The sequence below is a fragment of the uncultured Fibrella sp. genome (genome assembly GCF_964250085.1).
In the GTDB taxonomy this organism is placed as follows: domain Bacteria; phylum Bacteroidota; class Bacteroidia; order Cytophagales; family Spirosomataceae; genus Fibrella.
The window spans coordinates 1190786-1205627 of the sequence record NZ_CAXUEC010000001.1; the positions used below are offsets into that span (position 1 = coordinate 1190786).

At 54.0% G+C, this 14842-nt stretch carries 13 protein-coding genes; 9 read left to right on the plus strand and 4 right to left on the minus strand.

From position 1 onward, the window contains the following. Positions 1-14 precede the first annotated feature (14 nt). Together ACFE8Q_RS04760 and ACFE8Q_RS04765 are read left to right on the plus strand one after the other, a co-directional pair. Entirely contained in the window at positions 15-1427 is a 1413-nt protein-coding gene (locus tag ACFE8Q_RS04760; RefSeq protein WP_375444209.1) for an ATP-binding protein, read from the plus strand. A gap of 97 nt (positions 1428-1524) precedes the next feature. Continuing rightward, positions 1525-1905, plus strand: a complete 381-nt coding sequence (locus ACFE8Q_RS04765; protein ID WP_375444210.1) for a response regulator — start codon at positions 1525-1527, stop codon at positions 1903-1905. A 105-nt stretch (positions 1906-2010) separates the two neighbouring features. Here ACFE8Q_RS04765 and ACFE8Q_RS04770 read toward each other — a convergent pair whose 3' ends face one another. Further along, positions 2011-3381 (minus strand): gliding motility-associated C-terminal domain-containing protein, encoded by a 1371-nt coding sequence (locus ACFE8Q_RS04770; protein ID WP_375444211.1) that lies wholly within the window; start codon positions 3379-3381, stop codon positions 2011-2013. Positions 3382-3493: 112 nt separating this feature from the next. Here ACFE8Q_RS04770 and ACFE8Q_RS04775 point away from each other — a divergent pair, with 112 nt between their 5' ends. From ACFE8Q_RS04775 to ACFE8Q_RS04785, 3 genes are all read left to right on the plus strand, one after another. Beyond that, positions 3494-4663 (plus strand): homogentisate 1,2-dioxygenase, encoded by a 1170-nt coding sequence (locus tag ACFE8Q_RS04775; protein ID WP_375444212.1) that lies wholly within the window; start codon positions 3494-3496, stop codon positions 4661-4663. A gap of 119 nt (positions 4664-4782) precedes the next feature. Then, entirely contained in the window at positions 4783-6027 is a 1245-nt protein-coding gene (gene fahA, locus ACFE8Q_RS04780) for a fumarylacetoacetase (RefSeq protein WP_375444213.1), read from the plus strand. A gap of 41 nt (positions 6028-6068) precedes the next feature. After that, positions 6069-8498, plus strand: coding sequence for a penicillin acylase family protein (locus ACFE8Q_RS04785; protein WP_375444214.1), 2430 nt, complete (start codon positions 6069-6071; stop codon positions 8496-8498). 198 nt (positions 8499-8696) lie between these two features. Here the strand turns inward: ACFE8Q_RS04785 and ACFE8Q_RS04790 are convergent, their stop codons facing one another. Further along, entirely contained in the window at positions 8697-9014 is a 318-nt protein-coding gene (locus ACFE8Q_RS04790; RefSeq protein ID WP_375444215.1) for a hypothetical protein, read from the minus strand. A 371-nt stretch (positions 9015-9385) separates the two neighbouring features. After that, positions 9386-10459, minus strand: coding sequence for an Ldh family oxidoreductase (locus ACFE8Q_RS04795; RefSeq protein ID WP_375444355.1), 1074 nt, complete (start codon positions 10457-10459; stop codon positions 9386-9388). A 124-nt stretch (positions 10460-10583) separates the two neighbouring features. On the opposite strand from ACFE8Q_RS04795, the gene ACFE8Q_RS04800 reads away from it, so the two are divergent. From ACFE8Q_RS04800 to ACFE8Q_RS04815, 4 genes are all read left to right on the plus strand, one after another. Further along, on the plus strand, positions 10584-11138 hold the full coding sequence (locus ACFE8Q_RS04800; protein WP_375444216.1) for a DUF502 domain-containing protein: 555 nt from the start codon (positions 10584-10586) through the stop codon (positions 11136-11138). A gap of 80 nt (positions 11139-11218) precedes the next feature. Next, positions 11219-11869, plus strand: a complete 651-nt coding sequence (locus tag ACFE8Q_RS04805; RefSeq protein ID WP_375444217.1) for a hypothetical protein — start codon at positions 11219-11221, stop codon at positions 11867-11869. Positions 11870-12014: 145 nt separating this feature from the next. Beyond that, on the plus strand, positions 12015-12452 hold the full coding sequence (locus ACFE8Q_RS04810) for a response regulator (protein WP_375444218.1): 438 nt from the start codon (positions 12015-12017) through the stop codon (positions 12450-12452). A 112-nt stretch (positions 12453-12564) separates the two neighbouring features. Next, positions 12565-13803, plus strand: coding sequence for a 3-phosphoshikimate 1-carboxyvinyltransferase (locus tag ACFE8Q_RS04815; protein ID WP_375444219.1), 1239 nt, complete (start codon positions 12565-12567; stop codon positions 13801-13803). A 5-nt stretch (positions 13804-13808) separates the two neighbouring features. Here the strand turns inward: ACFE8Q_RS04815 and ACFE8Q_RS04820 are convergent, their stop codons facing one another. Next, positions 13809-14690, minus strand: coding sequence for a sugar phosphate isomerase/epimerase family protein (locus tag ACFE8Q_RS04820; RefSeq protein ID WP_375444220.1), 882 nt, complete (start codon positions 14688-14690; stop codon positions 13809-13811). Positions 14691-14842 lie beyond the last annotated feature (152 nt).

Sequence of the window (14842 nt, forward strand, 5' to 3'; positions counted from 1 at the left end):
CCATTACCGCCGCCATGAATGTTCCTGTTCTAGTCATCACCATTTTCTTCCTGCTTCAAACGCGCAACTTCCTTAACACGAAGGAAAAAATGCCGACGTGGGATCGCTGGCTGATTGGAACGGCGATCGTGTTGGCGGGTCTGTTTGTGCTGGATAAAATTCTGGACACCAACGGAGCCTACCAGCTAAAGGCAACCTGGGTTTGCTACGTTGCCCTTGCGCTCAACATTTATATCGTCAACGCTGGTGCCCGGCGCTATCCACCGGCACGCGCCCTGCTGCTGGCCCTGATTCCGTTTTTGCTGGTATTGGCGGGCACGTCATTTGTGCGGAGTTTCCTGGAAAAATCGCTTTACGATCCTTACAAAGACGTATTCGAGAATTCGATCGGGTTTGCCTACGTCTGGGTATTTTCGCTCTTTGGTTATGCGGCCCGTCAGCGTAAAACGTACAGTAAAGAGCATCAGGCACGTATTGACCGCGAAGAAGCTGAGCGGCGTGAACGACAGGTGCTGGAAGGGCTGGTGCAGGAACGTACCCAGGAACTGACGCAACAAAAGGCAGAAATTACCCGCCAGAAGGAAGAACTGGAACTGGCCCTGAGCGAACTGCGCGCTACACAGGACCAGCTAGTACAACGCGAAAAACTGGCGAGCCTGGGTGAACTGACGGCGGGCATCGCCCATGAGATCCAGAACCCCCTGAACTTCGTCAACAACTTCTCGGAGGTCTCCGTCGACCTGGTCACCGAACTGCTGGAAGAACGCCAGCGCCCGCCCGCCGAACGCGATGCGGACCTGGAAGAGGAACTGCTGAGTGACCTGAGCCAGAACCTGACCAAGATCAGCCACCACGGCCAGCGGGCTTCGGGCATCGTGCGCAACATGCTCCAGCACAGCCGCACCAGCACGGGCCAGCGCGAGCCCACGGATTTGAACGCGCTGGCCGACGAGTACCTGCGCTTGAGCTACCACGGCTTGCGGGCCAAAGACAAGAGCTTTAACGCCAACTTTCGCACCGAGCTGGATGCTGACCTGCCCCGGGTGAAGGTGGTGGCCCAGGACATTGGGCGGGTGCTGCTCAACCTCTTCAACAACGCCTTTTATGCCGTTCAGCAACGACAAATTGCTGAACGACAGTCTGATACGTTAAAAGGATTTGCCTACCAGCCGACGGTGGTAGTTACCACAATACAGACACCGGTGGGCGTTGAAATCCAGGTACGTGACAACGGCACGGGTATGTCGGACGAGGTGCAGCAGAAGATTTTTCAACCCTTTTTCACGACAAAACCATCCGGCTCCGGCACAGGTTTAGGGCTGAGTCTGAGCTACGAAATCATTACTAAAGGCCACGGAGGCACCCTATTGCTCGACAGTAAAGACGGTGTCGGAACAACGTTTACTATCTTATTACCAGCAACTTAAAGCCAGTTTATAGTTTTCTGTCTACCGTTTTCTGTTGCGCTGCTCAAAAGCGGAGCAACAGAAAACGGTAGACAGAAAACTGTGAGCTCCCCTTCTCATGACTCATATTCTTGTCGTCGATGACGAACCCGATGTACAGCCGCTGTTTGAACAGCGGTTCAGGCGTGAAATTCGGAGTGGTGCCGTACACATGACGTTTGCTTCGTCGGGTGAAGAAGCGTTACAGATTTTCAACGACCGTCCTCACGAAGCCGTACTTATCCTGTCAGACATTAATATGCCGGGGATGAGCGGGCTGGAACTGCTCCGCCACATTCGCACGGTAACGCCTCAACGTCCGCCCGTTGTGATGATGATCACGGCCTACGGCGATGCCGAGAGCCATCAGCAGGCAATGGAACTTGGGGCTGATGATTTCCTGGCAAAACCGCTGGATTTCAATTCGCTGAAAGAGAAACTGGCCAACCTGCCGGTTTGATGGATGGTATGCAGATTGACGCAGATTTTTGATTAAAGCGGAGCAAATCAGTTCGAATCAAAAATCTGCGTCAATCCGTTGAATCCGCGTACCTGTATAATCACGCTAGTCTAGCACCGTCAACGTACCTGACCGGTCGGGCATAGACGGGCCGGGGCTAATCACGTACCTGTAGGGGCCGGGGGCTACGCGCTCACCCCGAATGCGGCCATCCCAGGGCTGGTTATAAGGCGATTGGTTCAGAATCAGCTCGCCCCAGCGGTTATAAATCTGAACCGAACAGAGCGGAAACGCTTCGACCCCCACGATCGTCCAAACGTCATTCTGGCCGTCGCCGTTGGGCGTAAATGCCGACGGGAAAAACAGGCCGGGCAACACCGTTATCACGATGCTGCTGCTGAGCGGACATTGGCTGTCGGCGCTAACGGTGAGATGATAGGTGGTTGTCTGGCCAGGCTGGGCAAGCACGCGGGGGAGATTCAGCCGCCCGCCGCTGGTGTCGGAAAAGCCTTCGGTCAGCAATCCGTCGATGGGGTCCCAGGTGTAGGATAGATTGGTGCCGGTTGGCCCCTGCAACGCCACGCTCGTGCCGACAATGATGGTCTGGTTTGGCCCCAGGTCGGGCTGGGGAACGCTCACTACCTCGATGGTCTGGGCAGCAGTGGCCTCGCAGCCGCTGGTATTGGTAACAGAATACGTAACCGTATGCTGACCGGCCCCCGCCAGTTTGGGCATGAACTGTCCATTCTGTACGCCATTTCCCGAAAAGATACCGCCGGTTGGCGTGGCCGTTAGTGGCAACTGCTCCACCGAACCGGCGCAAACGGCCGGTATCACCGGAAACTCCGGTTTAGGTTTGGCAAACACCTCGATTGGCCCGGCCTGCACTTCACAGTCCGCATCGAGCACGAATACGCTGTACTTGCCGGGTTGGTCGGTGCGCATGGTGGGGCCGTTGCCGGGCAATGTAAATCCGTTGCGCTGCCAGTTGTAAACCAAACTGACCGAAGCCGGATCGGTGGTGCCCGCGTCGATAGCGGCAACCAGCGAACCGCCTTCACACGCCACCTGCTGGGTCAGCGATACCAGCGATAAGCTTTTGAGGGTGCTTTGCCGGATCACGACAACATCCGTTTCCACGCAATTGGCGCTGGCCGTGTTGGTTACCTCCAGTTTATACGTACCTGGCTTGCTGATCGTGAGCAGGTACGTTGACTCGCCAACGAGTACCGCCCCATCTTTAAACCAGCGATACCGGTAGGAGGGCAGGATATTCGAGCGCAACTCAAGCGATTCGCCCACGCACAGAACGGTCTTGCTAACGGTGATGTGGGCGGGTAAACAGGCCTTTAAATCCAGTTGAATCTGGCCAGGTTTTGCCCGGCTGCGGACCCGCCTGCTTTGCCCGTTAGCCAGGAAAGACAGAAGGCATAATAAGCTGATTAAAAAGACTTTACGATGTAGTAATGGGTGCATGTTGATGAGCGTATGGGTTACACTCGCTGGGCATCAGTAAGGAAATTCGCGCTGTGGCTTTTGCCATAGACGCGTTTTTTGCGTTTACGTACCAACTACTTCATCATAAACCATGCCTATTTACCATCGCCTCGGTCAGCTACCGCCCAAGCGGCATACGATATTTCGCAGTCCAGAGGGTGCATTCTATTACGAGCAGTTGTTTGGCACCGTCGGTTTCGACGGCATGTCGTCGCTGCTGTACCACATTCACCGGCCCACGCAGGTGAAAGCCGTGCTTGATTCGGTTGATCTGCGCCCGACACTAGCCGTTGAGCACAACATCATGTCGCGCAAGCTGGTCGGGTTCGATGTGCCGCCCGCCAATGATTTTCTGAACAGCCGAACGCCACTGCTCGTCAACAGCGACGTGGTGGTGGGCGTGGCCGCACCCCGCGAGTCGCTCACCGATTATTTCTACAAAAATGCCGACTCCGACGAACTGCTGTTCGTGCATCGGGGCGCAGGTACGTTGCACACGCTGCTGGGTACGATTCCATTTGTGTCGGGCGATTACCTGCTTATTCCACGCGGCATGATCTACCAGATTCAGTTCGATGCCACCGACGTACCTGAAGGCACCCGCCTGTTTTACCTCGAATCGACCTCACCTATTTATACGCCCAAACGCTACCGGAATTACTTCGGGCAGCAGCTTGAGCATTCGCCCTACAGCGAGCGCGATTACAAGCTGCCGCAGAACCTGGAAACGCATGACGAACGCGGCGATTTTGTGATGAAGATCAAGAAGGAAGGTATCCTGCACACGCTTGTGTACGACACGCACCCGTTCGACGTGGTAGGCTGGGACGGCTACAATTTCCCGTACGGTTTCTCTATCCACAACTTCGAGCCCATTACCGGACGTATCCACCAGCCGCCACCGGTACATCAGACGTTCGAGACCAAATCGTGCGTGGTTTGTTCCTTCGTGCCGCGCCTCTACGACTACCACCCCGACGCTATTCCGGCCCCCTACAACCACAGTAACATCGACTCCGATGAGGTGCTGTACTATGTCGATGGCGATTTTATGAGCCGTAATGGCATTTCGCCCGGCATCCTGACGCTGCACCCCGGTGGTATTCCGCATGGGCCGCATCCCGGCGCGATGGAGCGCAGCATCGGTAAAACCAAAACCGATGAACTCGCCGTGATGGTCGATACGTTCCGGCCGCTAAAACTGACCAATCAGGCCGTTGGCATCGACGACGGCGTTTATTTTCAATCCTGGCGGGAATAAAGAGTAAAAGAACGGATGAGCGATTAAGTGAAAGTTGCTTACGCCTGTATCTGCTTCAGACATAAGCGGCATTTGCTCATTCGTTCTTTCACTCATTCACTCTTTCTCTCTTTCATTCTATGTCCTGGCTCTCCATTTCGCCTGATTCTGACTTTTCGATTCATAACCTGCCGTTTGGTATTTTTTCCACCGCCAGCCAACCCGAACCACGGGTGGGCGTGGCTATTGGCGACCAGATTATTGATATGGCTTTCACGGCCGATATGAATATTTTCGACCCCTTTATACCCTACCACTGGCGACGCGATGTTTTCTGGCAAAACAACCTCAATGAGTTTATCCGAATGGGTCGGCCAGTATGGCAGCATGTACGTTCGGTATTGCAAGCGGAACTGACCAATCCAGATTCGGTGCTACGTCAGGTAATCGAATATGTCCTGATCCCGCAAGCCGACGCCACCATGCACCTGCCCGTTCAGATTGGCGACTACACCGATTTTTATTCCAGCATCGACCATGCCAGCAATGTGGGAAAGATGTTTCGCGACCCGGCCAATGCGCTGCTTCCCAACTGGCGCCACTTGCCCGTAGGCTATCATGGGCGGGCTTCGTCGGTGGTGGTATCAGGTACGTCGATTAAGCGGCCGAAAGGGCAGCGGTTACCCAAAGGCGACATACAGCCCGTTTTTGAAACATCGCAACGGCTTGATTTCGAGTTGGAAACGGCTTTTATCGTCGGAAAAGATACGTCGTTGGGTACGTCGTTGACCACGGCTGATTTTGACGAACACGTATTTGGCATGGTGCTGCTCAACGACTGGTCGGCGCGGGATATACAGCAGTGGGAGTATGTGCCGTTGGGGCCATTTCTGGGCAAAAGCTTCGGCACGTCGATCTCGCCCTGGGTGGTGACGATGGAGGCCCTCGCGCCCTTTCGGGTGCCTGGGTACGTTCAGGAACCCGCCCCGTTAACGTACCTGGAAGAGGTAAGTCCGCTACCCAATCTGGACGTACACCTGACCGTTAGCCTGACGCCCGAAACCGGCGGCGAGTTGGTCATTTCGCGGTCGAATCAACGGTATTTGTATTGGTCACAGGCGCAGCAACTGGCGCATCATACGGTCAATGGCTGCAACATCCGTGTGGGTGACCTGATGGCATCGGGCACCATCTCCGGCCCCAATCGTTCGTCGTGGGGGTCATTGCTCGAACTGTCGTGGGGTGGTGCCGAGCCGATTACACTGGCATCGGGTGAAACGCGCACCTTTCTGGAAGATGGTGATACGGTAACGTTTCGAGGCTACGCCGAAAAAGATGGAATTCGGGTTGGTTTTGGGTCCGTTTCGGGGCAAATTGTATCGTAACCGGGAGACGCGCGTGTTGCGTCTCTACCAAAAACCTGCCTATGCGCCTCATTCTGCTTTTCCTGCTTGTTGCCACCACTGCCTGTACACAAAACCTCAACGTCGAAGGCCTGCAACAGCCAGTAGAAGTGCTGTGCGACCAGTGGGGGGTGAACCATATTTACGCCAAAAATGAGCACGACCTATTCTTTGCGCAAGGTTATCTGGCGGCGCAGGACCGGCTGTTTCAACTGGAAATGTGGCGCAGACAGGCAACGGGTACGGTAGCTGAACTGCTTGGCCCCCGTGAGCTGAAACGCGATGTGGGCACCCGGCTTTTTAAATTCCGCCCCCAGAATCTGGACGCTGAACTGAACCACTACCACCCGCACGGCAGCCTGATTGTGCGATCATTCGTGGCGGGCATCAATGCATACATCACTGCCATTAACAAGACACCCGATAAACTGCCGTTTGAGTTTAAAACCCTGCGCACAAAACCCCAGCTCTGGACACCGGAGGTGGTGATCAGTCGCCATCAGGGGTTACTGAGCAACATCCGGGACGAACTCAACTACGGGCGGCTGGTGCATCTGATCGGGGCCGACAGCCTGCGTGCGCTGCAGTGGTTTCACCCGCAGTCCAGCGCTTCGGGGGCTGGCCAGAACGAGCCTGATCTGACCTTGCATGTCGACGGGGCGGGGCTGATGCAAAACATTCTGGAACTGTATGAAGCCTTCCGACTACCCATTCGATTCAGCAAAAATGACCAGACACCAGGCGCAACCGATGAAGAGGAAGCCCAACAACGTACCCACGAGCGGGAGAAGATCGACGACTGGTTCGAGGCTGAGAAACAGTTCGTTGGCTCGAACAACTGGGCCGTATCGGGCGATAAATCGGCGAGCGGCTACCCCATGCTGGCCAACGATCCGCACCGTGCCCAGTCGACGCCATCGTTGCGGTATTGGGCTCATCTGAACGCCCCCGGCTGGAACGTCATCGGTGCCGGCGAACCAACCTTGCCCGGCATTTCCATTGGTCATAATGACTACGGCGCGTGGGGCCTCACTATTTTCGACACCGATAACGAGGATTTATACGTCTACGAAATTAATCCGGCCAACCCAAACCAGTACCGTTATAAAGGCCACTGGGAAACCATGCGGACACGGCGCGAAACGATTCCGGTACGGGGGCAGGCGGCACAAACGGTTACGCTGAGATACACGCGTCACGGGCCGGTGGTGTTTGAAGACGGAAAGGCCAACCGGGCTTATGCCGTGCGGGCGGGCTGGCTCGAGCCGGGCTGCTCGCCTTATCTGGCTAGTCTGCGCATGAACCAGGCGCGGTCATGGACCGAGTTTCGGCAGGCCTGTTTACACAGTCGAATTCCAGGCGAAAACATGGTCTGGGCGGGGCGGCCCTCCGTGGACTCTAAAGGCACGATTGGCTGGCAAGCCGTGGGGCTGGCCCCCATCCGTAAAAACTGGACGGGACTGGTGCCGGTGCCGGGCGACGGACGCTACGAATGGGCGGGCTACCTGCCCATTGCCCAACTGCCGCATAGCGAAAATCCACCGTCGGGCTACATCGTAACGGCCAATAACAACCTCACGCCGGTCGATTATCCGTACCGCAATGCCATCGGCTGGGTATGGGCATCGCCGTCGCGGGCGCACCGGATCGAAGAGGTACTGAACGACGGTAAACGCAAGACCATCAGCGATTTCATGCGCTTGCAGGCCGATTACCTGTCGTTGCCCGCCCGAACGCTGGTGCCATTGCTCGAACCGCTCTCATCCGACAATCTGCCCACCGAGCAGGCGCTAACGTACCTGCGCAAGTGGAATTATGAACTGAGTCCGTCGTCGGTAGCGGCGGCCATTTATGTGGGTTTTGAAGCGCACCTTCGTCGGGCGTTCATGGCGTTGTCCATCCCTGCCGATGCGCGACCGTACCTGAAAAGTATTCCGACCAAGCGCATCCTCGACTGGGCGGTGTCGCCGCAATTGCTTACAAAACAACCCATTGAGTCGCCAAATTGGCGGGATAGTTTGCTGCTCGCCTGCGTAACCCATGCCGTCGACGACCTGACTCAGCAGTTTGGCCCGGAGATGGAAACCTGGGTGTATGGGCAACGTACCTACAAACACATTACGCTCACCCACGCCCTTAGCGAACTGGTCGGTGAGGAGCAACGGCGGCGCATCAATATCGGTCCGGTGGCGCGGGGTGGCTACGCAGAAACGGTCAATGCAACGGGGAATAGCCTGAATCAGGAACACGGCGCTACCTTCCGCATTGTGATGGATACCGAGGATTGGGACCGTACGATGGGGATCAACAGCCCCGGCCAATCGGCCGACCCCGACAGCCCGCACTACCGTGATCTGTTCCCGCTGTGGGCCGAAAACGGCTATTTTCCGGTGTTCTTCACCCGAAAACGCGTTGAGCAAGTAGCCGAAACGAAGTTGGTACTAAAGCCCTGAACGCACGGTGGTATATCGGTAAAATTGCTTTCTCGCTGTAGGTTGCTGATGAAAGGAAGTTTATTGACACGCTTTTACCGTAACGACCCAGGGTACCGGTTAACTGCTTTTTGTTGCCGGAAACATAAAAAAAGGGGCTGTACATATACATACAGCCCCTTCTCATTCTTCATGGAGTGAATGGTGGTTTACTACCCTTTAATTTACGCCTGCCGCAACTTTTGTTTTCTCTTTGGCTACGACTTTAAGCGCTTTCGCTTCGCTTTTCAATGCTTTCTTCTCGGCTTTTTTCTCTTTTCTATCCGCTTTGGCCAGGCGGGTTTTTTTGTCCGAAACGCCTGCTATTTCCAGGCCTTTGCCTGTTTTGGCTTCTTCCCGATATTCTTCGGCTTTTGCCATTTTCTTTTCAGCCTTCATTTCTTTTTTTACCTCTTTGGCTTTCTGAACTGCCTGGGCAAATCCGACCTGCGAGGCCAGCAAAAAGGCTAGAGCGGCAACAAAAATTGACTTCTTCATAACGATTAGTGATATAGGTGATTGACCTGCTATTTAACGGGCCTTTTGCTTGAACAACAGAATAACGTGTGATATGTTGTTTACTATTTCTGGTCGTGTTTTAGAAAAGACATATTTCCTATAAAGCCTGTATACTAAGTAATAAAAGCAAAAATGGCCCCGTAAAGGCCATTTTTAGTGCATTAACGAATTGTTTTATTTGAAATGGCTACACGAAAAAAGCTGAGCGAACGGCCCAAACTTTTTAGGTGAACAAACTGATCGTCGTAAAAAGTGAGCCGTAGCCAGGTGGTTATTAGTGTACGCCGAATATGGTTTTCTAGTCAGTAAAATTTGTCGGACCGTTGACCTATACCACTACTCACTCACTTTTAGTTTCCAAGCTTTACACCGAATCGGTCACCCAATTCGTTCAGGCTTTTAACCACTGTTTCGTGAACAGGAATTCCGTTTTGCAGACGATCGGCTTCGAGTATTCGTTCGGGATCGCCGGGTATCAATACCTGCTGTCCATCCACAGCTTTAGCGGAGCGGAACCGCTGAATCCACGTGTCCATGTGTTGCTTGAAGTCATCGGCGGGGCGGAAAGCGTCGATGCGCATGGCTCCGAAAAAATGACCGGTTCCTACACCCACACCCTCGTTGGCCTGCATGAATCCGGCTGTGGCAAAAGGAGGTACCCACGGACCATAGTTAGCCCCGGATAATACGCCGGAGAAAATATCGACAATAGCGCCTAATCCGTAGCCTTTATGGCTACCGTGTTCGCGGTCGGAGCCAAGAGGGAGTAACGCTCCGCCATTTTTCACGGCATTGGCATCCGTTGTGGCATTTCCATTGGCATCCTGTGCCCAGCCCACGGGGATATCCTGTCCCTTGCGTTGCAGGATTTCCAGCTTGCCGTAAGCTACAGCCGTTGAGGCAAAATCGGCCAGAAAAGGCGGCTCCGTTGCGGCCGGAATAGCCACCGCAATTGGATTGGTGCCCAAGAGTTTATCCAGCGAAAAAGTGGGTGCAACGAGCGGCGCGGCATGGGTCATGGCCTGCCCGATCATGTCGTGCTCAATGGCCAGCAGCGCGTGGTAACCGGCAATGCCGAAGTGGTTCGAGTTGCGCACAGCCACCCAGCCGGTGCCAGCTACGCGGGCCTTCTCGATGGCTACCCGCATGGCCCACGGTCCAACAACCAGTCCCAATCCCCGGTCGCCGTCAACCACGGCGGTCGACGGGGTTTCGTGCACGATACGAATAGTGGGGGTGGGGTTCAACCGGCCATGGTCATAGAGACGAACGTACCCAGCCAACCGGGCCACACCGTGCGAATCGACACCGCGCAGATCGGCAGAAACAAGTACATCAGCGGCTAATTGAGCGTCGGTTTCCGAACAACCGATGGCCTGAAAAATCTGCTCCGTAAACGAGCGTAATGGCTTGGCATGAATCATGGTGTAAAAATAAGGTTCAATGGTCAAGGTCTAACGTTCAAGGTTTCTAATGATGCAGCATTGTAGTGTGAGGATTGAACAGCTTGAACGTTAGACCTTGACCATTGAACCTTATTTTTACACCATGACTAATAAATTTACCAGTCGATTGCTGGCCTATTTCGGGCGGGGTTTGCTGGCTATTGCGCCGCTTGGCCTGACTATTTACGTGATCTATGGCGTGTTTGTGTGGGTCGATGGGCTGGTGCCTATCGATATTCCCGGCATTGGCTTTCTGATCATGACGGGGATTATCCTGGGATCGGGGCTGTTGATTTCTACGGTTATTCCGCAGTCGGTAGCGTCGCTGTTCGAAGGGTCAATCCGGCATTTACCGCTCGTCAGCCTGATTTATTTCTCCGTAAAAGATCTGATATCAGCCTTTGTGGGCGATAAGAAAAAATTTAATCAGCCCGCCCTGATTACAATCAACAAGGAGTCGGGTATTCGTAAAATCGGATTTATTACACAAACGGACCTGAGTCATTTCAACCTTTCCGATTCGGTTATGGTCTACTGTCCGCACTCATATGCGTTTTCCGGCGAATTATTCATCGTACCGACCGAAAATGTCAAGCTACTGAACCTGTCGAGCGCTGAGGCCATGAAGCTGATCGTATCGGGTGGGGTAAGTAAATAGCCGGATGGCAGCATGAGGCGTGTATAACCTTTCCTCGATGCTATGCGTTGAGCAACTAGTAATTGGTTACTGACATGGATATGCTGCGCTTTCTATCTTTTTTTCCTGTTGCCTGGCTGGGTACGATTGCCTGCCTGGCTCAACCCGCTACAGTGCCGGGGGTACGTCTGCAGGAACCGGAGCCTCGTCCGGCAGCCTACCAGCCCTCGTCTGATACGTTGCCAGCCATTGAGGGGCAGGCAAAATCGTTGACCAAGAGCCGTTACCTGTCCATTGATGTCACCGGCACATTTGGCCAGTTTCGGCGCTACCGCATTTTTTCCGGTGAAACGATGGCCTTCCGGGCTAAATCAGACGGAGAAAAATACCGGTATCCACTTACGGCGGTGAGCGATACGGCCTTCACGATCGCCTTCCAGAACGAACTTTACGACCAACCGCAGGCACTGATGTTTCCGTTGGCTGATGTGCAGCGCGTGTATCTCAAACACAGAATTCCCTTTATAACAGAGCTTGGTTATTTGCTGCCAGCCGCCGGTGCCATCTTTGTTATAGCCGATTTTGTTAATCCCCGTAGTCTGGATGGGCATACCGGCCGTTTCCAATTCGATCCAAAGTCATTGGTACCGGGTGGTCTCATGCTGTTGGGTGGAGCGGTGTGTTATAAGCTCTCCCACAGGAGTTACACCATTAACGATCGTCACAGGATAAAGGTACTGTGGACCAGGTAGTTGGTTTCTGGTTGGCCACGCTCTTTAATCAGATAACGTATTAAACGTTTGTGAAATTCTACACAAGCCATTTGGCAAATTTGCTTTTGTTGGAAGGTGACGGTACCTTTATACGTACCACTTAGACGTATCAAGATTAGAGGAGATGAACCAGCATACCATCTTTGTAGCGGAAGACGACGAGGATGATCAGTTTCTCCTCAGAACGGCATTTGCCTCTACGGGAGTGGCATGCGATCTCGTTTTTTTTACCAATGGTGAAGAATTAATCAGCCAGTTGGCTACTTCGCAGGAGCGCCCCACGCTCGTCTTGCTGGACCTCAACATGCCCATCATGGACGGGTTTCAGACGCTCGTTCATCTCCGTAATCAGGAGGCCTATAAGACAATGCCTGTGCTGGTTCTGACTACGTCGAGCCAACGTGAAGACGTAACCCGGGCTTATTCGCTGGGGGCTAACTCATTCATTACCAAGCCGCACCAATACGACGATCTGACGCGTACGGTTCAACAGCTACAACAATTCTGGCTCCTCACGGCCAGTATTCCGAAGCCCAGTAAATCAAAACAGCCAATTGCTTAAGCTGTCTGCTGACGCGCCGGGTTTACGACTGATTATAGTGAATTTGGTCAAAAAATTGGCTCTCTGGCGGCATTTGCCGAGGTCATAGCTGAAAATTGCGTTCTTTTGCGGCATGAATGCCCTTTTACTGACGCCCCCCACACAGCCCGTTCGGGCTATTATTGCCCTCGCCTCTTCGAAAAGTGAAAGCAACCGTGCGCTCATTCTCGATGCGCTCACCAGTTTCCGCTGCCAGCTCGAAAACCTGTCTACAGCCCGCGATACGCAGACCATGATTCGCCTGCTGCGCGATAACAACGCACCAACCGCCGACGTACTCGACGCGGGAACGACCATGCGTTTTCTGACCGCTTATTTCGCGTTAACGGGCCAAACCAAGATTATGACCGGCACGCCACGTATGTGCGAGCGACCGATTGGGTTGCTGGTCGAGGCGTTACGGACACTGGGAGCTGATATAACGTACCTGGGTCAGGATGGTTATCCGCCACTGCAAACGGCTGGTTTTCAGTCTACAGGCATCGCTGAGTTGAGCATCCGGGGTGATGTGAGCAGTCAGTATATTTCCGCATTGGCCATGCTGGCTCCGTATTTGCCCACCGGCTTGACGTTGCATCTGACAGGCACGTTGGGCTCGGTGCCCTACATGACCATGACGTTGCAACAGATGGCGGTTTTTGGTATTACCGCCACCGCCGACTGGGATGCGCAGACAATTCATATTCCGGCAGGTACGTATCAACCTACTACCTACGCCATCGAATCCGACTGGTCGGGGGCGAGCTACTGGTTCAGCATCGTTGCCCTGGCCGACGATGCCGATATTGAACTGCTAGGTCTGAAAGAGCAGTCGCTTCAGGGGGACAGCGCGATCGTAGGAATCATGGACCAGTTGGGGGTGCAGGTGACGTATACGGGTAAAGGGTTCAGGCTTACCAAAAAAGCGGCAGCCACCCACCTTACCGTCGATTTCACCAACTGCCCTGATTTGGCGCAGACGGTCGCCGTTTGTTGTGCACTGAAAAATATTCCAGCCACGTTTACTGGTATCGAAAGCCTGAAAATCAAGGAGACCGACCGGGTGGTGGCGATCCAGAACGAGCTGCGCAAGTTTGGCGGTGATCTGGTCGAAGTGGTGCCTAATGAACGCTACGAGATTCAGGCCGTAACGGCTCCGGCTACGGATGAGCCGGTGCGGATCGATACGTACGACGATCACCGGATGGCTATGGCTTTTGCACCCATCGCCATGCTTCGCCCCGTCATTATCGAAGAGCCGGGCGTGGTGGCTAAATCATATCCATCTTTCTGGGACGATTTCGAGAAAGTAGCGCTGATAAAGGCGGTGTAAAGTAGTCAGGCTTTGGCGATCATGCGGTCGAAAACGGCCCGCTGTGCTTTCATCGAGGCAACTTTATCGGCGGGGTCGGTGTGACATTCGAGCAACACCCAGCCTTTATAATTGATCTTCGTCAGGTTCGTCAGCAATTCCTGATACGGATAATCGGTCCGGTCGAGCTCACGGACGTGGCAAGTTGCGCCCAATCGATTACTGACCAGATTGAAGTTGGCCTGAAAACCGTTGCCGTTCAGGTCCTGCGGGTTGCAATTCCAGCAGATGGTGGCGTTTGGATGGGTGGCAACGTCCATAATCTGTTTGATCGCGGGTAGTTCCTGCGTGGCTTCGCCATGTACTTCCAGCCTGATCTGCTGCCCCAGCGTTGCCCCGTAAGTGGCCAGTTCGTTCAGCGATTCGCCGATCTGAGCGAGCGTTTTTTCAACCGGAACCTCTTTATGCAGCCCATTCGGTTTCACCTTCACGCCCGACCCGCCAACGTCTGCGCTTAGCCGGATGAATTCTTTTGCCCGCTCGATAGACGCCCTCAACTGGCTCTGATCAACATAATCGAACTGCTGGTTGGTGCCTAAGCCAATTAACTGAACCGGGCTATCGGAAAACCGTTTTTTAACGTCCAGCCGCTGGGCGGCAGTCAGGTCGGGCATTACTTTATGAGCATGCTCAACGCGTAGCTCCACGCCCGGAATGTCGGTATCCCGGCAGTTTTTGATGAGCGTCGGCAGGTCCCAGTCTTTGCCCCACAGGTACGTGACGAAACCCAGTTTGATGGCTGATTTTGTCGCAGTCGGCATCGCTGTCAACCCAGGCGCCGACAGGAGCGAAGCACCCGCCAGTAGGGAAATTTCTTTCAGGAACGTGTATCTGTCGATAGCAGGCATAGCAGTTGGGGGTAGGCAGTAATTTAGCGAATGCTCTCTGATACACACAAAGTCTACCGCCCGGAGGGATTACTTATACGGTTGATGAAGTAGAGGTAAAAGCGTGAGTTATATATCCGGGATTTAGAAAACTGTATGTACAGCCACCTGAC